11 protein-coding genes and 1 tRNA gene are annotated in these 22,244 nt (G+C 52.7%); all 12 read left to right on the top strand.

The features are described 5' to 3' along the window. Positions 1-44: 44 nt before the first annotated feature. The 12 genes from IPG22_07855 (at position 45) to IPG22_07800 (ending at position 22,217) form a co-directional block, all read left to right on the top strand. Positions 45-119 (top strand) — tRNA-Asn (locus IPG22_07855). A gap of 251 nt (positions 120-370) precedes the next feature. Continuing rightward, complete coding sequence (locus IPG22_07850) at positions 371-910, top strand: hypothetical protein (protein ID MBK6588192.1); 540 nt, start codon at positions 371-373, stop codon at positions 908-910. Between the two features lie 398 nt (positions 911-1,308). Next, positions 1,309-2,718, top strand: a complete 1,410-nt coding sequence (locus IPG22_07845) for a serine/threonine protein kinase (GenBank protein ID MBK6588191.1) — start codon at positions 1,309-1,311, stop codon at positions 2,716-2,718. Continuing rightward, positions 2,675-3,085 carry a hypothetical protein gene (locus tag IPG22_07840; GenBank protein ID MBK6588190.1) on the top strand — a complete coding sequence of 137 codons (411 nt, stop codon included), beginning with the start codon at positions 2,675-2,677 and terminating at the stop codon, positions 3,083-3,085. Before IPG22_07845 ends, IPG22_07840 begins: the two co-directional genes overlap by 44 nt. A gap of 398 nt (positions 3,086-3,483) precedes the next feature. Continuing rightward, entirely contained in the window at positions 3,484-5,412 is a 1,929-nt protein-coding gene (locus tag IPG22_07835; GenBank protein ID MBK6588189.1) for an SUMF1/EgtB/PvdO family nonheme iron enzyme, read from the top strand. A gap of 20 nt (positions 5,413-5,432) precedes the next feature. Continuing rightward, a complete protein-coding gene (locus tag IPG22_07830) occupies positions 5,433-6,992 on the top strand; it encodes a DUF4398 domain-containing protein (protein ID MBK6588188.1) in 1,560 nt (519 codons plus the stop codon). Between the two features lie 99 nt (positions 6,993-7,091). After that, entirely contained in the window at positions 7,092-9,281 is a 2,190-nt protein-coding gene (locus IPG22_07825; protein MBK6588187.1) for a carboxypeptidase regulatory-like domain-containing protein, read from the top strand. Beyond that, positions 9,278-10,870, top strand: a complete 1,593-nt coding sequence (locus IPG22_07820) for a TonB-dependent receptor (GenBank protein ID MBK6588186.1) — start codon at positions 9,278-9,280, stop codon at positions 10,868-10,870. Before IPG22_07825 ends, IPG22_07820 begins: the two co-directional genes overlap by 4 nt. Positions 10,871-10,962: 92 nt before the next feature. Continuing rightward, positions 10,963-11,763, top strand: coding sequence for a hypothetical protein (locus IPG22_07815; GenBank protein ID MBK6588185.1), 801 nt, complete (start codon positions 10,963-10,965; stop codon positions 11,761-11,763). Beyond that, positions 11,646-16,169 carry a PD40 domain-containing protein gene (locus IPG22_07810; protein ID MBK6588184.1) on the top strand — a complete coding sequence of 1,508 codons (4,524 nt, stop codon included), beginning with the start codon at positions 11,646-11,648 and terminating at the stop codon, positions 16,167-16,169. Before IPG22_07815 ends, IPG22_07810 begins: the two co-directional genes overlap by 118 nt. Before the next feature lie 50 nt (positions 16,170-16,219). After that, positions 16,220-16,543, top strand: coding sequence for a hypothetical protein (locus IPG22_07805; protein MBK6588183.1), 324 nt, complete (start codon positions 16,220-16,222; stop codon positions 16,541-16,543). Then, on the top strand, positions 16,533-22,217 hold the full coding sequence (locus IPG22_07800; protein MBK6588182.1) for a PD40 domain-containing protein: 5,685 nt from the start codon (positions 16,533-16,535) through the stop codon (positions 22,215-22,217). Before IPG22_07805 ends, IPG22_07800 begins: the two co-directional genes overlap by 11 nt. Positions 22,218-22,244 lie beyond the last annotated feature (27 nt).

The following is a 22,244-nucleotide window of genomic DNA, read 5'->3' as shown; positions in this document are numbered from 1 at the left end:
GGAAATTTTTAATCTTTAGGTTCGCCACCGTTAGGCAGCGATATTCCGCAGTAGCTCAATGGCAGAGCATTCGGCTGTTAACCGAAGGGTTGTAAGTTCGAGTCTTACCTGCGGAGCCAATTTAATCAATAGGTTACGGGCACCAAGTTGGTGCCCGTTTCTTGTTGCACACATTTCTGCACACATTTTTTGCCTGGGCATTACTAATGTCGTGGACTTCAATTCCGACGTGTCTCAAGTACGGATGATTACAGTCCGGTTCGTATGGACGATCTTCGCATGAGCGTCGACAAGGATGCGGTAGAATACGCTCTAAATCGCTAATAAAGTTTAGATTAGGCGACCGTTAGCCGGTGGAGGATAGATGAATATGTTGGTTCAATTTGGCGCTTCGCTCTTTGATTTTGTTGCATTCGCGACTTTAATTTCGAGTGCATTTTCACAAACTCGCCGCCTTCGAAAAAGCCCTCGAGGCCGATCCAAACTACAAGTCCCCCAAACCAACCTCGCCAAGCTCAAGGAACAAATGGCCGGCGGCTCAACAGGAGCCCCTGCGTCGATATCGGCAGGATATTTCCAACTCGACTTTCCAAGCCATTTCTCACATGGACGTAAGGAGCCTCGGTTCCTGGAAGGCGGCATCCCGGTTTCTGGCTACAATGGCGGGGAGTCGCCCATGGTCTGGCTGGCAAAGTGCAAGACCCCGAATGGTGATGGCATCTGCTACCCGACCCATTTGGATTGGAGCGTGCCGGGGTATCAGTCAAGCGGGATCATGCTCTCGACCAATCTCTCATGGTGGGGTGATCAACTTCAAGGCAAGCCTGCATTTCGATTAACTGTGGAGGGCAGGCTCGTAATCGAAAGGTCGTTGGTTCGACTCCGATGGGCGGCTCCATTCTTTCAATAAGTTACGGGCACCAAGCTAGTGCCCGTTTTTGCGTTCCCACCTGAATTCCCACCTAATTTTCTTGAAATCGAGATCTACCAATATCAGCGCAGCGACTCCGAGAACAGAAGTGTCGGCAAACACGTTGCATGGCCGCAGAAGTATATGCTCTCACGAAGAAGATTCTGACTCTGGCTGGGTGCCCGTGACGGCGATTTACGCATCAGGATTTGCTAAAGCAAGAATGTGAGGTTCTGTCATGAATTACCTTAGCAAGGGAAACATCCACGTTCCGGGGCTATTTAAATGCTTTACATTCTTAGCGTTCTTATGTACAATCCGACATATTTTAAAAGAATGACTATTCGTAGTCTGTCCGGTGAGTAGTCGGATAACTATGGCTTTCAGGTGCAGCTCCTATGGATAACTTGCACGATTCTGAAGTCGCGGCTTCTGCGAAGGCGGATTCGTCTAAACTTTCGGAAACAACAACAATCGATTTCAATGAACCGGGCACACTCGTAGGCCGGGTACTTGATGGCCGCTTTTTCATCGAGAAAAATCTTACGGATGGTGGTGCAGACACTGGCGGAATAGGTGTCGTCTATCTGGCCAAAGATACCAAGTTGATGGGAAAGGATGTGGTCGTCAAGATCCTGAATGAGAATGCTCTCAAACATCCTGATATCGTTCGCAAATTCGAACACGAGAAAGAAGCTCTTATTAGGCTCGACCATCCCGGCATTGTCAGGATCCTCGATTCAGGTATCCTCAACGACGGAAATCCATTCATGGTAATGGATTATATTCGAGGGCACTCGCTCCGCAAGGCGATACAACTCGCAGGCAGATTACCCCTTGATGTTGCCGCGAATGTTATCGAAAGTGTCACTGACGCGTTAACAGCAGCCCACAGCGAAAAAGTCTTACATCGCGATATCAAGCCCGAAAATATTATGCTGACTCCGATCGAGGAAGGCCTCTATCGAGTTCGTCTAATCGATTTTGGCATTGCTCGAGTTGGGGAGTCGAAGCTTGCGCCAGAAACGGAGATTTCACGAGCCATCGGCTCGATACTTTACATAGCCCCGGAACAATTGATCGGCAGATTGGACCTGACGCCGGCGGCTGATATTTTCTCGACGGCTATAGTTGCTTACGAAATACTAACGGGTGAGGTACCGTTCAAACCAGTTGCCCTAGCCGAGATGTATCAGCTCGAAAAGGACGGAGTGATCACCCCACCTACTGCATTGCGTCCCGACATGCCTCGCGAAGCGGAGCGAATTCTACTCTCGGCCCTTGAGTTCGACCCAGAAAAGCGTCCGCAAAATGCTAGAGCGTTCGGCCGCTATCTCGCGCATGAATTGCGAAGTGACGGGCGGGAAACGGATCGTTTTTTTGCCTCGATCAAGACAGAATTCCACAGTTCACCCACTCAGTCGATGGAACTCGAGCATGCTATCGAATTTGACACGATCAAACGCATTGAAGCCACTAGCCCGGTCGACAAGCTGCTCCGAGCGGCCAAGTTTGTATTGCCGGTCGCAATAGTTCTTGCATTGATCGGAATAACTGGCGCTTATTTTGCCTGGAATTCAGCTGCACCTTCGCCACCGGCCGCTCAACCTTCGGCGAATAGCCTCCCGAACGACCTTGGCCCTGAGCGGAAATTTGCGTATTACCTTATGGTCCAGAAAATGCGCAATGGTAAACCATTCGAAGCCCCATACCGCTCCACTGGGCAGGCGACGGTTGAGCGATTACCAAACGATTATGACGTTTGTGCCCGAATCAGAAGGCTACATGTACGTTTTCAATCAGGGTAAGAATAAGAATGGGAACTTGGAATACTCCTTACTGTTCCCTACCCCACTTAGGAATAATGGCGTGTCTAAGGTCGCCGCCGGGCAGACTGTCGAAGTAGCCGGCAACGTGAGCGGGGAGCGCGGAACTGAGATCAATTGGATGATATGGGCGAAGGAGTCCGTTCCTGAACTTGAGAATATAGTCAAGATAGCATTTGCCACCCAGACCGGTATAGTTAACCCCGCGGGCGGTCAGACACTTAGAGCTTTTCTCGAAAAGAATCAAAAAGAGATACCGGCAATCGAAAAGGACGCGGTGAATCTGCAGTCGATCATTAGAGCAAGGGGTGACGAAGTCGTTCACCGGTTTGAACTGGAGCACCAGTGAACTTCGATCTTTTATAAAGATAACATCCAAGGTCATGAGTAATGCGAATTAAGGATCGCTTTGGAGGTTATTACTTTTTCTATGAGGATGCTCTCCACTAAAATCCTTCTTTCACCTAACGTACGCCTATTTTTGTTTGGCGGTACGATATCGGCCCAACGTAACGTCCACAAGCAGATACAAACACAGAAACGAGTCATATTAACAGTAGAATCTTGCGCCCGTTTGTGGCCACTCACCTTCGCAGATATTCGCGTGACGCAGTCGATTCATTGGGGAGACGCTAAAAAAGGTAGTCCGATGATCGGGCTTCGTTATGGATTGGTTTAGCAGCGAACGAATTTTGTTTATGGAGTATTGAAAGAAAACCATCCTATAAATCAATAAGAGTAACGGACATGAAAAGAACCCTCTCTCGGATATTTTTTATCGCGGCCGCCACTGCATTAGCGGTTATTGGAAGCAAGGCCCAGGAATATCGCGGTGTTGTTCCTGGCCTCGTCAGATATGTAAAAGATGGAAAGGTGAAAGAATCGAGCCTGTACGACAGTAGCCATGCACTAGTGATCGGTATGAACGATTACAAGTACTGGAAACCATTGCAGGGCCCCGGTCGAGATGTTGAAGCTGTAAGGTCCGTCTTAACCGAACACGGATTCGACGTCACGGTAAAAATGAATCTCACCGGCGTTGAGTTAAAAAAGGCTATCGAGACTTTTGTCAATACATACGGTTTAGACGGCAACAAGCGGATACTCGTCTATTTTGCGGGACACGGACATACGCTGAAATCCCCTGATGGTCGCGATTTTGGCTATATTGTTCCAATTGATGCTCCGGATCCCAGAAAGAACGAACTGCTATTCAAGCAAGTCGCCCTTGATTTCAAGACAATTACAGGTATTGCAGGCAGCATTCAGACCAAGCACTCGCTATTTGTATTCGACAGCTGTTTTTCGGGCCACCTCACCACCCGGTCTGACAGCAATACAATTCCTCCGTCGATCTCAGAGTTTATAAGCAAACCAGTTCGCCAGTTCATCACCTCGGGCAGTGCAAACCAGGAAGTGAATGACGACAGTGCATTTCGTCGGTTCTTTGTTTCCGGTTTACAAGGGGAAGCCGATCTCAATCGTGATTCCTTTGTAACCGCAAATGAACTGTTTAATTACCTTTCAAAGAAAGTTGTCGATGAAATGAAACGGGAACAAACGCCCACCTATGGAAAGATCGAGGACGCTGAACTCAGATTTGGAGACATGGTTTTCGCTCTGAAAAAGAACGTACCGCCCGACACGTCTGAGGATAGGTTGTTCGAAGAAGCCAAAGAAGCGAATACTGTTCAATCTTACTCTGTGTTTCTGAACACGCAGAGATCGGGAAAATACTCAGCTCAAGCGTTGAATTTGTTTCTTAATGCTTACAACCGCGAGAATCGGGATTCGCCAAAGATATCTGTCGCAGCTCAGCCTACGGCCGCGGTCTATCGAGCCGCAGAACTTGCACCAAAACCATTCGAATTTGACACCGTCATGTTGGATGGAATGGGTGCGGAAATAACAAAAGAAAGAAAAACCGCCAATTCGGTTGATGAAGATCTCGGGAATGGAGTTACGATTCGCCTGGTCCAAATTCCATATGGGAAATTCAAGATGGGCAGCGTCGACGCGGAACCGATCCACAACGTCGACATTCCGGCTTTTTTTATGGGGGTGAACGAGATAACAAAAAAGGAATGGGAGGCGGTCGCCAAAATGCCCAAGGTGAAGATCTCCTTGAAAAAAGATCCCGCACCGAATCTGGTCGGCGATGATCTGCCCGTCGTGAATATATCCTGGGCAGACGCGATCGAGTTCTGCGAACGACTAAGCCGATTCACCGGGCATGTATATACCCTGCCGTCTGAGGCCGAGTGGGAATATGCTGCTCGAGCGGGGTCTGATGCGTTGTTCGCGTTTGGACCGCGGTTAAAGGATGATCTGGCTAATTTCGATGCAAGTAACATTTCAAAAGAGAACGTACAGGGGCAAGCTCGTAACCGTTTGATGCCGGTTGGCAGTTTCCGCTTCGCGAATCGATTTGGACTTTTCAATATGCACGGAAATGCCGCCGAATGGGTTTTTGATAGCTGGGTTCCTAACTACGTAGGTGCTCCCGCCGACGGAACCGCCCGGATCACGACAAGCGAAAAAAAGGTGATCCGCGGAGGCAATTACGAACTGACCGCGACTGGTGTCTGTTCGACGTGCAGGAGTTGGCTCGACGTCGGATCTTACTCTAATAAGGTCGGGTTCCGTATCGTTTTGCGTTCGACGGTCGGCAATTAAGGGATCGAATGGGAGGCTTTATGCAGCTTGCGATAAGAAACGGGCGATACTTCATCCTCTTTTTGCTTATCTTATTCAGTATTTCTCTTTCTCGTACCGCTCACTGCCAGACTCCGAAGGGGAACGTCGATGAGATCTCGGTTGTGACTTTCTTCCCTGATAAAAAGACAAGTGTGGTCATGGCCAACGATGCCACCTATCCGGGGGTTCGCGGAGACTATAAGGTTGACTTAAACGAACGGGGCATCGCCACTATTGAAGTTAACCTGAAAAAACTTCCATCGGTTTTTGACCTGCAGGGAACATTCTCAACCTATGTCCTTTGGGCCGTACTGGATGATGGGTCGACAGTTTTCTTGAGACAGATCCCATCCAGCAAGGAGGAAACTGTTGATCGGGATTTCAAAGATGAGTTTTCTCGCGGAAAGAGCTTTGCGCTAGTGCTCACGGCAGAACCTCACCATATGGTAAGGGAACCCAGCCGAACCATCATCCTTCGCAGCGGCCCCGCCGTCGGTGATAACGCTAATAGAACTAGCCCCAAAAAGGTTCAGTATCAGTTGAGCGAGAACGACTATTTTCAGGATCGCCCGAAAGTCGACAAGAAAAAAGATAAGGAATACAGAGAATTTCGTCGGACACCTCTTTCCTTATTAGGGGCGCGATATGCCGTTACGATGGCCTCGAATGCCGGGGCCGACACGGAAGCTTCGAAATTGCTAAACGAAGCGCGGGATTCACTTAATAAGGTGAATCAGCTCTGGCAACAAAAAGGAAATGAAAAGGAGATCGAGTCACTGGCCAATATTACGATCGGGCTTGCTGCGAATGCCGAGAAGAAGGCTATCGAAAGCAGACGGGTTCAGAAAATCGACCAGGAGAAATCGCGGGCAGCATCGGCTCTCGACGAATCCGTCGATGAGCTTCGCCAGGCAAATGAAAAGATCGAACGTCTCACTGAGGAACTCAATACAGTAAGAGCCCGCAGGGACAGCCTCGAACGCGACTATCTGAATAAGGAATCGCAGAGCAATCGTCTCGAAAAGGATGCCCGCGATGCCGTGAAAAAAGCAGAAGACTTTGCTGCCGAGAATCTGGAACTGAGGATCGACATTGAAAAGCTGAAAGACGAGGTTCAACGTTACAGAGCCGCAAAGGAGTTCTTAGATGAGATGCCGGTTCTTGAAGGCTTCTTGAAGACCTTTGGGGTCGTTCAGAAAAAGCCGAATGGCTTAGTTCTCACGATCAATGAACCGTATTGGATGCAGCCGGATTCCGCCGAATTTGCGACTGAAAATCTTGAAAGACTGGAAACACTGGCGAAAAAGATCGCGGATTCTAAGTTCATTCGTATCCAGATCAGTTCTTTCTCAACGGCAACTGGTGAAAATGTACCTGCCGGGCAGGCTTTTGCTGAAATTCGTGGGGCAGCCATAAGGGAGTACTTCAAAAAGTTTGGGGTGGATCCCAAACGCATGACCGCAAAGGCGTTTGTGCAGGGGCCGCTGGCAGGAAAGCCTAAAAAAGGCTTGCCGATAAATTTGAATTGGATCGAGATCGATTTTGCGTCATTAGACTGATCAGCAATAATTGGACTGTTTCAACGTCTTAGGTATGAAGAATTCGCAGTAGAGAACGAGCGCTGGCCGCTGTTCGTTTTACAAATAGGAGAGAAGAGCATGATAAGAGTTTCCGGTAATTTTTCCGATTCGTCTTTGTTAGTCTTCAAAGCACAGAATTTCCTGGCCGGGATTCTACTGCTCATACTCCTGACGGTTGTCAGCATAGGTGCCCAGGATACCGTGACAGGTGGTTTTCAGGGTGACGTAAGCGATAATCGGACCGGTAACCCGATCGCCGGTGCTGTCGTGACTATCAGGAGCGACCAAACGGGCGCCACATATAACCTAACGACCGATTCTAAGGGCGTTTTCTTTCAGGGATTACTTGCTCCCGGTTCCTATCAGATAAGGATCGCCGTACCGGGCTTCAGGGAAAGGCTACTCCGTCGCGTGATACGGATCACCGCAACTGGAGACATCGTGCCTGTACCCGTTTCGATGGAGCCGGAAACTACACCTTCGGCTTCGCCCGTCGTTCCCGAAGAGCCCGATAATATACGGGTGGTGATCAACACGATCGACGCTCGCCGTTCGTCTTCCACGAAAAAAGAGGAGATAGCTCAGATCCCTATCGGTGGGAATGGAATTACGCGGAGTTTTGATGAGATCGCTCTTCTCGTCCCCGGCGTTGCCCCGCCGCCTCAAACGATCGGCGATGTGGCGGGTCCCGGAGTAGGCCCTGGGGTCGGTTCGGCAGGCCAGTTCTCGGTTAATGGGCTTCGCTCCCGTGGTAACAACTTCACCGTTGACGGTTCCGACAATAACGACGAGGACATCGGCGTTAGGCGGCAAGGATTTATCTCATTCATCCCGCAGCCGATAGAATCTATTGAAGAATTCAGCATAATAACGCTGCTTGCTCCTGCTCAATTCGGCCGCAATATCGGAGCCCAGGTGAATGCCGTTTCAAAAGCCGGCGGCAATAAGTTTAACGGATCACTCTACGGCCACTTCAATTCCAGCCGCCTTAACGCTCGAAACCAGTTTGACAGCACGAATGGCGATGCCACCTCGCCGCTTCGAACGGCGGCTTCGCAATCGGTACTGCTAGACGGGCAACCAATAACCGTTCGAAATCAGAGCGGCGGGGAAGATCCTTTCACATTTGCAGAAGGTGGGGGAACCGTTGGCGGAGCGATGCTGCCGAACAGACTCTTCTACTTTTTCTCTGGAGAATATCAGCGGATCAATGCCCAACGCGAGAAAAACTTCGCTGTGCCGACGGTTGAGCAACGCGGGCCGTTTAGATCCGGAGCGACCGGTATTGCGTCCAATTTTTTTACCGGCACTCAGTTTCAGACGCCTCTCTTTCCAACAGGGCCGAACAGCAATGCTGTTTTCAGCCTTTTTCCTTTCGTAAATGATCCAACTGGTATCTATGGTGCGAACACATTCACGCAAACCCTGCGGGCAGATGGCCGCGGGGTTATTCTCTCGGGCCGGCTGGACGATAATTTCAAGATCGGTGACCGGGCCCAGTCGATTACCGGCCGTTATAATTTCACCGATGACGACAAGACGATCCCAGCCGTCAACGAAGCGATCTTCTCCACCGTCCGGTCAAAGATCCAGACACACAATCTTTCGCTTTTCCTCAACAGCGATCTAAGTGAGGCTTCTTCATCCAGCCGGTTGTTCAATCAGGTTCGCTTTTCGGTCGGGCAGACCCATCTGAAATTTGACGAGGTTCGTAATACCGATTTTCTGACGCCAAGCGATGATCTGCCGAACACACCGTTCATGCTGAACACGCGGGCGATATTCAACGTGACGCTGCCTCAGTACAACGGTCAGGCACGCTACACACGCATCCAGCCCGGTTTTGGGGTCGTGCCGGAATCCGTTGAAAACGTCATCGGCCCGCTTGGCCAGGTCGTTATTGCCGGCTTCAGCCCGCTGGGTGTTGATGTATATAATTTCCCGCAGGATCGAATCAACCGAACCTATCAGATCGCGGACGAGCTGTCGTGGAGGATCGGCCGCCATGCATTCGTATTTGGAGCCGACATCCGCCGCACCGATCTAAACAGCGATCTACCGCGGCTGGCCCGTACATTGCTGACCTTCAACGGGGCTCCGAGATTGATCGCGGAAATGGGACGTGCTCGAATGGAGGAATCGGTGATTTCTGTTTCCTGCCTCAGAGCGATCCGCGTTCGATCATTCGTCCTGAGGATCTGGTTGGGTTCGGAGCAGCGAGCAATTCCATTCTCACGCTCAACGTCGATCGACCGGATTCGCGGGTGAAACTACAGTACGATCAGCTGAATTTCTATGCCCAGGACACGTGGCGTGTGAATTCAGCGTTGTCGCTTTCATTCGGCCTTCGCTACGAATACAACACACCCGTTCATGAGGTTGACGGGTTGATCGAGAAAACGTTCTCTGACCCGCGCCTTACGCTCGTGCCGGTTCTGAGAGATCTGATAAACAACCGCTCGACTCTATATGCACCGGACCGCAACAATTTTGGCCCGCGTGTAGGTGTCGCTTATTCGGCAAATCTACTTGGCGACAAGCGTATCAGCGTTTTTCGGGCAGGCTACGGGCTCTTTTATGACCAGATCCTCGGTGCTGTCGCCAATCAGTCGCGAAATGTCTTTCCGACCTATCTGACCTTCAATTACGCGGCGTCGATCTTCAGCGGGTTTGGTTTGTCGATCGATAACCCCGCCATGTCAACGATCAATGGGGTTCCGCTGCGGCGTCCAGGGACGGTGAATGCCTACAATATCGCGGGCTTTAATGCCGCCGGCACGTCGTTTGCCGATGTTCTCTTACTCTCCGGAAATTTCTTTGCAAATTCGATAAACGTGACGCTGCCCAGCGAAAAGATGGAGATGCCGATGGCACATCATTATGCGTTCATCATTGAGCAGCAATTGAGTAAAAACTACACATTTTCAGTAGGCTATGTTGGAACCGCAGGCCGAAACCTGCTTCGATTTACGACGCCGAACCTTGGTTCAAGCCTGACGGTCTCACCTACGAGTCTGGAATCCAGCCCTTTCGCGGCTGTGCCGATCGCTCGCGGGTCTCTTTTTATTCCCTCTAGACCGCTTGATCGAGTAAACGCTGGTGGATATGAATCGCTCGGAGCAGTCAACCAGTTCGAAACTACCGCGCCGTCAAATTATCACTCTCTGCAAAGCCAACTACAGGCACGCTTTCTGAACCGGCTGAATTTCCAGCTTTCGTACACGTTCTCAAAGGCAACGGATGAAGTTTCGGATGTTTTCGATCTTGCGGGAGCGTACGTTCTGCCGCAAAACAGTTTTGATCTGAAAGCGGAGAGCGGGCCGGCAAATTTTGATGTACGGCACCGGATTGCATATGACCTCGTTTACAGTTTTCCCGCAGTCGATGGAAATCGCTTCATCCGCCATCTAACCAGGGATCTGCAGATCGCCACCACGGGAAGATTTCACTCGGGCCAACCCTTTACAGTTAATAGCGTCATCGACGTAAACCTCGACGGCAACGTAACTGACCGGCTAAACACGCTGCAGGGAATCGCCATAACCGGAGACCGCAGCCAACCGTTGCGGCTTACTACAGCCAATACGGCTTCGCTGCTCGCCCCATTCGGCCAAAACGGCCAGATCGGCCGCAACACATTCCGAGCAGGCAACGTCCTCGAACTCGACGTCTCAGTCATCAAACAATTCAAATTCGACACAACCCGGCTCACCTTCCGAACCGACATCTTCAACATCATCGACCGAGCCAACTACGGCATCCCCATCCGCCTGCTCGAGGCACCAGGCTTTGGCCGGGCGGTCAACACGGTCACGCCGGGAAGCCGGGTGCAGTTTTCGGTTAAATTTGAGTTTTAGCTGTGCTGATATATGGCGTGACACGCGGTCAATAGCATTTGGGTTGGCCGATGGAAAGTTAGAAAGGGGGTTTTGAAAGGAGATCATCTGAAATGCTCAAGCCTTACCAGACTATTCGCGGCCTTTGCTTTGTTATGTTGGCTTTCGTCCCCCTTACTGGCCCTTATTACTTAGGCGGTACAAAGGCCCAGGTCCAGGAGAAAATTAGCTCGCCGGGAGCGGTTTTCACCGTAACTAATACTAATGACAGCGGCGCAGGGAGTTTTCGGCAGGCGATTATCGACAGCAATAACGCTGCGGGATCGGACACGATCGCTTTTAACATAGCGGGCTCCGGAATCCGTACCATTACACCTTTGAGTAGCTTGCCTTCAGTTACCGAAACATCCATCATTGACGGCACCACACAGCCAGGCTTCACCGGGGTACCACTCATCGAAATTAACGGAGCCAGCGCGGGAAATTCGAACGGTTTAGTCGTTGACGCTAATGGTGCAACGGTTAAGGGTTTTGTAATAAATCGATTCCAGTCGGCCGGCATTCTGATCAATGGAAGCAATAATACGATCGCGGGAAATTATATCGGGACGAATGCTACGGGAATGGTACCTTTAGCGAATAATTTTGGCGGCATCCAGATCGTTGCTCCGGCTAGTAACAACTTAATAGGCGGCGTGACCGCTGCAGATCGAAATGTTGTTTCCGGTAACGTGATCGCTGGAATTGCTATCCAATCAATAACAAATGTGGTGAGTCCCCGGCAACTGGAAACCGAGTGCAGGGTAATTTCATTGGAGTTGCGGCCGACGGCATCACTTCACTTGGCAATACCGCCGGTAGTCAAGTCGGATGGGGAATCGGGATTTTCCGCCTTGCGAGCGGCAATTTTATAGGCGGGACGGGTAACGGTGAGGGAAATGTGATCGCAAATAATGACGGACCAGGAATAGGCGTTTTCACTTCTCCATTTCCGAACGGACCTACACTTTCGAACAGTATCCTCAACAACTCTATTTTTAACAAAGGCGCCCTCGGTATCGATCTCCAGAGTACAGGAGTCACCCGCAACGAACTTAACGATACCGACACCGGTGCCAACAACCAACAAAACTATCCAATACTCACTTCGGTTAGTGAATCCGCTGGTAATACGTTGATCCAGGGTTTATTGAACTCAACACCGAACACCAATTTTCAAATTCAATTCTTTAGCAATCCTTCGTGCGACTCATCTGGATTCGGCGAAGGACGAACATTTGTCGGTTCAGCTAATGTTTCGACAAATGCGAACGGTAACGCAGTTATTAACTCGATATTTACATCCGTCCCAACCACCGGTTACGTTACGTCCCTCGCAACCAGCTTCGACGGTAGCAATAATCCCTTAGATACTTCCGAATTTTCTCCCTGCCTTTCGCGCCAAACGGTGAACCTAAAGGCCGATTATCAGTTCCAGGGTAACCTGAATAGTACAGTTGCTGGAGCACCGCCAATGACGAATTTAACTGGCAGTGGAGGTGCAAATTCGTTCGTTGCTGATACGGTTGACGGTTATACCCGGCAGTCGCTTCGCTACCCGTTCAATAGTGGTCTTTCTGTTAGTACTGCGGGTGGACTGGTTCCGAATGGCGCCTATACGATTGTCATACTTTTCCGTTTTGACCAGGTGAACAATCTTCGTCGGGTTATTAGTTTTGATAACCGAACCAGTGACGATGGAGCCTACATTGAGAATGGACGTTTTCAAACGGAGCCCACGACGACGACTGCTTTTTTGCCGAGTACATACATCCAGGCAGTGCTAGTCCGGGACGAAAGCGGCCGTATACAAGCATACCGAGACGGTGCCTTGAGAATCGATCAGGTCGATACCGATTTTGTTATCAGTCCGGCAAACGTGTTGAGTTTTTTTCAGGACGATGCCGTGCCAATAATTCCTGATGCCTCTGCCGGAAATGTCGCAAGAATAAGGCTCTACGACGGCCCGCTGTCGACTTCCCAGGTTCGATCCTTGGATCGTCTGCCTAATGTAGGCGGCGGCGAACAGTCGTTACTGTTTGTCAGCGGACGTGACGGATTCAATGAAATTTACACAATGAACGCCGACGGCGGCAATCAACAGCGGCTGACAGATAACGAACTGTCGGAAGTGTCTCCCAAATGGTCGTCCAACAGACTGAAAATAACATTCAACAGACGTGAAAATGCCTCTGTGCCAACTCAAATATGGGTCATGAATGCCGACGGAACCGGGCAGGTCAATATTTCTAATTCGAATAGCACCGACCAAGAATCCTCGTGGAGACCTGACGGCGCAAAGATAATGTTTTCCCGTTGTGATCCCAGCGGAGTTTGCGATATATACACCATGAATCCCGACGGTACCGGGCAGACTCCGTTGACTGGTGTGAATACAACCGGAGACGAATACTCGCCAGCCTTCTCGCGAGATGGAACGAAGATCATTTTTATCAGGCAGAGTGCTACCTTTACTAATCCAAACATCTTTACCGCGAACGTCGATGGCTCCAACGTTCAGCAACTAACGTCCACGGCTTCTCCGGTCAGCTATGCATCCCCAACCTTCTCGCCGAACGGTACTCAGGTTGCGGTCTCACGATCATCCACCGCGGCCTCGACTTCCGCCGAGATCTTTACCATGACTTCGACCGGGGGGAGCCAAACAAATATAACCAACAATGCCGTGTCTGATAGTTCACCACAGTGGTCGCCGGACGGCACCAGAATCTTCTTTTCGAGTTTACGAGACACTATTTCGGAGACATACGTAATGAACTCAAACGGCACTTCTCCCGTTCGATTGACGGTAAATTCCTCTACTGAAGGTGCATCTGATTGGGCATTGGCGCCAGCAGGAGCATGTCCAACCGCATTTATTGGGGTCGGCCAAACATACCCTGGGTTGATGGATGCAGGTACCTGCTTAATCAGCACGGATCGAACTGACCTCTTTGCCTTCACGGGAACCGCCGGCCAGCAGGTTGCGATCTCGATGGAGACATCGCAGTTCTTTTCGAAGATCGAGCTTTTGAATCCGTCAGGAACGGTCATACAAACGGCGGGAGGAGTAAATGGGGTGAATAATGCTCGGTTGCCGGCGACGGGGTATTTCCCCTTGCCGGTGGCGGGGACGTATACGATCCGGGCTATCGCGGCGTTTGGGGGGAGTGGGAATTATACGATCTCGCTGTATGAGGCCCCGGTACAGTCTTGTACATATTCAGCATCGCCCGCTGCGGCGGATTTTTCCGTCTTGGGCGGTCTGTATAGTTTTGATGTGATAACCCAGCCCGGATGTCCGCCGGCGACGGCTCCGCCTGCGACCGGGGCGGCGTATACGGGACTAACTTACGGCGGCGGCCGCGTGAGCCTCACTGTTACACCGAATCCAGGTGGGTTCCGATTTGAGAACATAAGCGTGGGCGGCTCGACGTTTCAGATAAATCAATGCGGACAAGGAGCTCCGGGTAACGATAACTTCGCTAATGCTTATCCCATCTCGGGTACAGATAGTCCGCCTAATGCGATCGACATAACGAGCAATACCCTCGCAACCGCCGAGAATGCAGAGCCGGCCCATGCGGGCAATCCAGCCACGAAGTCGGTGTGGTTCGCGTGGACGACGCCGGCTTTGAGTTCGGGGCTGTACAGCTTTTCGACGTCGGGGTCGAGCTTTGACACGGTGATGGCGATCTATGCGTGCCCGGGGCCGCTGAGCGGCTGCACGTTCGGGAATATTACTCCGGTTGGGACTAATGATGATACGACCTTTTATGATGTGACAAGTAAGGTGAATTTCCGTGCCGATGCGGGACGGACCTACATGATCGCGGTCGACGGCAAGAATGGAGCTTCGGGAACGATCGAGTTGTCGTGGCGGCGGTACTCGAGGCTGTTTCGTCTATACCTGCAAAACTATAACGGTAACCAGTCACCGCTGGTCCCTGACACTGTCACGGCAAGCAACGGCTCGAATACAGTCATTCCGACGCTCGTCTCATTAGGTGTGTATGAGTTCAATCTGCCGGCCGATAACACAACGTACACGGTGACTATCACAGGCCCGACGGGTATTGTCTGGGACCCGAACAACTTTCCGCTGGATACGTCGTTCCGCTATCTCGATGAACTGATGCGAGGTGACAGCCCTGACGGGGCGACGGGCGGGCAGAACACGGTGTCGAACGCCCAGAACCAGACGCCGAGATACATCTACGGCTATATCAGAAACATCACACAGCCCGAACTGAACGGCCTCTCAGTGATCATCGGTTCGTCGAGAGGGCCCAACCCGCGTGAGGAATTCCCGTGCTCGCCGCTTGGGTTCCAATCGATCGCAGCGGTACCGTATGCGACCTACCAATGCCTGTCACAGCCGAATACGCTGCACGACATCGTACCAAACAAGGCGGGAAAGAACTTCACGATCTCGGTGCTCTCGTTCGATGTGCCGATAACGACGCAGTACAACGGCACACCGGGCAGCAGTTTTATCGCCTCGAATGTACCGACCTATGACCTTACCGGCCGGGTACTTGCAGGAGGAGCGGGAACGCGGGTCGATCTGACATATACCCCAACGGGTAATACGCAGCCGATCTCACTGCGAGCGACCACGACGGGGGACGGCTCGTTTGCCTTTCCGAATCTGGTTGCGAACACCTACCGGCTGAAGGCGACCCGAACTGGCTTTGTCTTTACGGATCCGGATCCGGTTAACCTGCAGTCGAACCAAGCGGTAGATATAACTCCTGAAGCCGCGTGCAGTTACACGCCGGCAAATATCACATCGATCCCGGTGGGCGGCGGCCTCGCCCAGTTTAGTGTTACAACCAATCAGCCAACATGTGAATGGCTGGCGGCGAGCGATGTTCCGTGGATCACGATCAATTCAGGAGCGATAGTGGGCAACGGCCCGGTACACTTCACGGCCCAGGCAAATACTGGAGCCGGCCGGATCGGGTCGGTCAGGATCCAGGGGAGAACGGACCCGATCCTGGTGCAGCAGGCAACGACGAACCCGACCTTCGGTACGATCGCAGGCCGGGTCTTAACCCCGTCGGGGATCGCGCTGAGAAACGCCGTGGTGACGATCATCGACTCAGCGGGCCAAAGACAGACAGCCGCGACAAGCTCGTTCGGGGTCTATAACTTCACAAATGTCCAACTCGGCCAGATCTACACGGCAACGGTCACGTCCAAACGATACCGCTTCACCGCCAGAACCCTTCCGTTCACGACAAACCTGAACGGCGTTGACTTTGTGGGTCTTGAGTAAATCGATCGAAGGAATGTAGTTCGCCGAGTAGAAGCTTGGCAAGAAGAAAAATGAGAAAACAAGCGTTCCTGATCAAGAAATTCACGATCTGTTCACACAAACTCCGAGTGCGAACCGACTTCTTCAATTTCCTAAACCGTACCACCTACGGCATCCCCGTAAGAATCCTAGAGTCCCAGGGATTCGGCAAAGCGGTAAACACGGCTCCGCACGGACGGCAGAAGTTTTCGCTTAAATATGAATTTTCGCCGCCAAGCTGCGTGTGCGGCAATTGGTCGAGTGACGGAGATATGCCTGGTACTCGGGCAAATAAACTGGAGATCTCATTTGCAGGATCAGTTTTCATGCAAAGCCGGAGAGAGAATGTTGTTTAGTAAATCGCGACATCAACGTGGATTCCCATTATTTCTGTTGATTTTCTTCACCGGGTGCTTCGCCGCCCTTTCGGTTTATTTCGGAGTACGTGCCGGGGCTCAGCCGGGCGTTGACACGAATCGGCCATTTGCGACGCTGACGGTTACGAATACTAACGACAGCGGAGCAGGAAGTCTGCGGCAGACGGTGATTGACGCGCTACCCGGCGATACGATCGTTTTTGGCGGCGGGGTTACCGGAGCCATTACGCTTTCGAGCGGTGAGATCCTGATCAACAAGAACCTGACCATAGACGGCCCCGGTGCAGCTGCTCTGGCTATATCGGGTAACAATTCGAGCCGCATTTTCAATTTTGGCGGGGCGGCCGTAACTGTGGAAGGTCTGACAATTCGCAATGGACGTTCCGCCGGCGGCGCGGCGATGCAAGCATTAGGTACGACACTTACCTTCAATGATCTGGTCATTACGAACAACGTCGGTACCGGGGATGCGGGGGTGATGGTTACCAGTGCTGCGACCTTAAACATCAATCGCTCGACAATATCAAATAATACCGCGCTACAAATATCTGCCCTCTATTTGAGTTCTTCCACAACGACGATCACGGATTCAACATTCACGGGCAATTCGGGAAATAACGGTGACGTCATCAGGAATGAGGGGTCGACCTCGACATTGATCAATACGACTATTAGCGGCAACACCAGCAACAACCGGACCTCGGGTATTCGAAACAATCCGGCTGGAGGGGTTTCAGTCTTAAATCTGACGAATTGCACGATAACGAATAACACAACGGCAAATGCCGGCCAAAGGGGGGCGATCTGGCTGGAAGCAACCGGAACGAATGTCGTGACAATCAGAAATTCGATCGTCTCCGGCAACACGTCCGGCGGTGTGCCATTTGATATCGAGGGAACTGTCAGCCCATCGAGTTCATTTAACCTGATCGGGACCGGCGGCGGGCTGACTAATGGCGTAAACAGCAACATTGTCGGTGTAAATAATCCCCAGCTCGCGCCCCTCGGAGCGAATGGAGGTGCGACTCAGACGCATGCGTTGCTTGGGGCCAGTTCCGCGATCGACCAGGGCAGCAGTTTTGGTTCGACCACCGATCAACGAGGATCACCGCGGCCAATCGATCTTCCCCAGCCAAATGCCGTGGGTGGCGATGGTGCCGACATCGGGGCTTTCGAGTCCCAGGCAGGCGGCCAATCGACACTTACGGTGACAAACACGAATGACAGCGGCGTCGGCAGTTTGCGGCAGGCGGTGGCCGATGCGGCGCCCGGCGATACGATCGTATTTGGCGGTGGCGTGACGGGTACGATCGCATTGACGACGGCCCCGATCGCTTTCACCAAAAATGTAACCATTAATGGTCCCGGCGCGAATGTTCTCTCCGTGTCGGGTAACCTCGAACGCCGGGTCTTTGTCATGACCGGCACCCTTGGCATCACCGTCGTCGTGAATGGGCTGACGATAACCGGAGGTAGGGGCACGGGCGACGGGGCGGGCATCAACACGTTTGTTGATCTGACGCTGAACGACTGTGTTGTTTCAAACAATATTGCGACCGGCAATGGGGGCGGGATCCATAACCGCGGAATACTGACGATCAACCGCTCATCCGTTTCAAACAATACAGCTGGCCAGGGCGGCGGGATCTTCAATTTTGCGGCAAGCCCCGGGGCCGGCCGAACAACGATCGTTAACACCACGGTGTATGGGAATACGGCAAATCTGGAGGCCGGCGGCGGGATCGCAAACATTGGATTTAGCGGTACGGCTGCCGCTGAGCTTTCATTGACAAATGCTACGGTAGCGGCGAACGTGAGCCCGCTCACTGGCGGAATTCATACCGAGGATTTCGGCGCGCCGGCCGTTACGTCGATCCGGAACACGATCATTGCAAATAGCTCTTTGCCTAACCTTTCGAGAACAGGGACCGCCGCAACTTTTCAATCGCTGGGCTACAACCTGACAGGCGACGCGGGCAGCGGACTGCTTATTGGTAAGGGGGATATCGTCAATGCCGACCCGCTACTTGGCCCGTCCTCGTCTGGGGGTAATTCTACAGGTGTTTACACGTTGCTCTTCGGAAGTCCGGCGATAGATAAGGGGAGCAGTTTCGGTTCCACGACCGACCAGCGCGGGCCGGGCTTTGGTCGACCGATAGATCTGACAGGGATACCGAATGCCGCTGGAGGCGACGGCTCCGACATTGGAGCATTCGAGGCTCAGACGGCCCCATCCGGGGCGGCTGGAAATCCGCAGATCTTATTTACATCTAATCGCGACGGCAACACCGAGGTTTACAAGATGGATGCCGACGGAACGAACCAGACGCGTCTGACGAACACACCGGAAAATGAGGCTGGTGGGTATTGGTCACCTAATGGTCAGAAAATACTCTACGGGAAAACGGTCAGTACAAATAATATTCAGATCTGGACGATGAACGCCGACGGCACCGGGCAGACGATGATATCTGAGGCGACTGAGCGGAATACTTCTTCTATTTGGTCGCCCGACGGGCAGAAGGTGCTTTTTGCTCGCGGCCCGACGAACATCACGGAGCGAATCTGGGTGATGAACGCTGACGGGTCGAACAAAGCTCAGCTAACAAATCCGCCCGCTCTCGACAAATCACCGGCCTGGTCTCCGGATGGTACGCGGATCGTGTTTTCAAGATGCAATGCGTCGTTCGTTTGCGACGTCTACACAATGTTCGCCGATGGTTCGAACCAGATCAACCTCACCGCGAGCAATCCGAACGACGACGACAACGCCGTATTCACGCCTGATGGCAGTAAGCTAGTTTTCGGCGGCCAGACGACGCCAGACGACTACAACGCTTTCGTCATGAATGCCGACGGCACTGGCCGTCAGGCGTTAACGAATTCCGCACCGCCGCCAAGTTTTGCGACCGCGGGCAGGACAGCAATGTCTCCAATTGGTGCTGTCGTGGCTCTAGCGTTTCGTGATGGCGTGGCGGTAAATGGTACCGATCTTGAAATCTACTCGGTCGCCGCGAACGGCACAGGTTTAACGAACCTTACAAACAATTCAGTGCTCGAATTGTTCGGCGATTGGTCGCCCGACGGATCAAAAATCGCCTTCATGAGCCGTCGCGATGTGGCGGTGAATGAGATATACACGATGAACGCCAACGGGACCGGCGTGGTTCGGCTGACAAATAATAATGCGATCGACACGGTTACCGACTGGTTCACGCCGCCGGTTGGATTTTGTTCAACCAGAAATATTTCAATCGGCTCCAGCGAGGCTAGTTCGATAAATGGGGCGACATGTGTGATCGGGGCAGATAGGACCGAAACGTTCACGTTTTCCGGTAATGCCAATCGGCAGATCGCGATCTCGATGGAGACATCGCAGTTCTTTTCGAAGATCGAGTTCGTGAATCCGTCGGGGGCTGTTATCGCGACGGTGGGTGGTGTGAATGGAGTTAACAATTCGCGGCTGCCCGCTTCGGGGTATTTTACGCTGCCGGTGACGGGAACGTATACGATACGGGCTATCGCGGCGTTTGGGGGGAGTGGGAATTATACGATCTCGCTTTATGAAGCTCCTGTTCAGGCTTGTACATATTCATTGTCGCCGACGCGGACTGATGTGCAGTCTTCGGGTGGCACTTTCTCGTTCGATGTGGTCACGCAGCCCGGTTGTCCGCCCGCTACTGCCCCCTCCGCTGCAGGAACGTTCTATACGAACGCGAGCTACGCAGGCGGGCGTGTGACGTTCACAGTTCCCGCGTTCGGCGGAACGACCGATCGGCAGGAAGTGATGACAGTAGCCGGACAGAGCCACACGATATTTCAATACTGCACGTGCCCGCCGACGAATGACTTTGTCGATAACCCGAACCTTATTACCGGCATCAACAGCCCGCCGAACGCCCCGGAACGCGGCTCGAATACGAATGCGAGTGCCCAGAACGGAGAGCCCGCTCATGCGGGCAATCCGGCGTCGAAGTCCGTCTGGTACGCCTGGACGACGCCTGCTTTGAGTTCGGGGCTGTACAGTTTCTCGACCTCAGGCTCTAGTTTCGACACGGTGATGGCGATCTATGCCTGTCCTACGTCCGCGAGCGGGTGTACGTTCGCCAACATGACCCTAGTTGGATCGAATGACGATACGACGTTCTATGATGTAACGAGCAAGGTGAACTTCCGGGCGACGGCGGGGACAACATATCTGATCGCCATCGACGGGAAGAACGGAGCTTCGGGCACGATCGAGTTGTCGTGGCGGCAGTACCAGAGGCTGTTCAGGCTTTATCTGCAGAACTACAACGGTAACCAGTCACCGTTGGTCCCTGACACTGTCACGGCAAGCAACGGCACGAATACGGTCATCCCGACGCTCGTCTCATTAGGGGTGTACGAGTTCAACCTGCCGGCCGACAACACAACGTACACGGTGACGATCACCGGCCCGACCGGGATCGTTTGGGACCCGAACAACTTCCCGCTCGATTCGTCGTTCCGGTACCTCGACGAACTGATGCGAGGTGAAAGTCCTGATGGAGCGACGGGCGGGCAGAACACGGTGTCGAACGCCCAGAACCAGACGCCGAGATACATCTACGGCTATATCAGAAACATCACACAGCCTGAGCTTTCGGGCCTATCAGTGATCATCGGTTCGTCGAGAGGGCCCAACCCGCGAGAGGAATTCCCGTGCTCGCCGCTTGGGTTCCAGTCGATAGCAGCGGTGCCGTACGCGACCTACCAGTGCCTGTCGCAGCCCAATACGCTGCACGACATCGTGCCGAACAAGGCGGGAAAGAACTTTACGATCTCGGTGCTCTCGTTCGATGTGCCGATAACGACGCAGTACAACGGTACACCGGGCAGCAGCTTTATCGCCTCGAATGTGCCGACCTATGATCTCACCGGCCGTGTGCTCGCTGGCGGAGCGGGAACGCGGGTCGATCTGACATATACCCCAACGGGCAATACGCAGCCGATCTCGCTGCGAGCGACAACGGCAGCGGATGGTTCCTTTGCCTTCCTGAACCTGGTCGCCAATACCTACCGGCTGAAAGCGACCCGGACCGGCTTTGTCTTTACGGATCCGGATCCGGTCAACCTGCAATCGAACCAAACGGTAGATATAACTCCTGAATCCGCGTGCAGTTACACGCCGGGGAATATCACATCGATCCCGGTGGGCGGCGGCCTCGCCCAGTTCACGGTGACGACCAATCAGCCAACATGTGAATGGCTGGCGGCGAGCGATGTGCCGTGGATCACGATCAACTCGGGAGCGATAGTGGGCAACGGCCCGGTACACTTCACGGCCCAGGCAAATACGGGAGCCGGCCGGATCGGTTCGGTCCGGATCCAGGGGAGAACGGACCCGATCCTGGTGCAGCAGGCAACGACGAACCCGACCTTCGGCACGATCTCAGGCCGGGTGCTGACCCCCAACCTCACCGCTCTGAGAAATGCCATCGTGACGATCATCGATTCGACCGGGAACCGCCAAACGACGACCACCAGCTCCTTCGGCGTCTACAACTTCACGAACGTCCAGCTCGGCCAGATCTACACCGCCACGGTCACATCCAAACGCTTCCGCTTCAGCCCAAAGACGATCCAGTTCACCGCGAGCTTGAGCGGTATCGAGTTTGTTGGACTGGAGTAACAAAACGGCGATTTTCGCCAATAGTAA

Source organism: Acidobacteriota bacterium (genome assembly GCA_016703965.1).
In the GTDB taxonomy this organism is placed as follows: Bacteria; Acidobacteriota; Blastocatellia; order Pyrinomonadales; family Pyrinomonadaceae; genus OLB17.
This window is presented reverse-complemented; position numbering and strand designations above follow the sequence as displayed.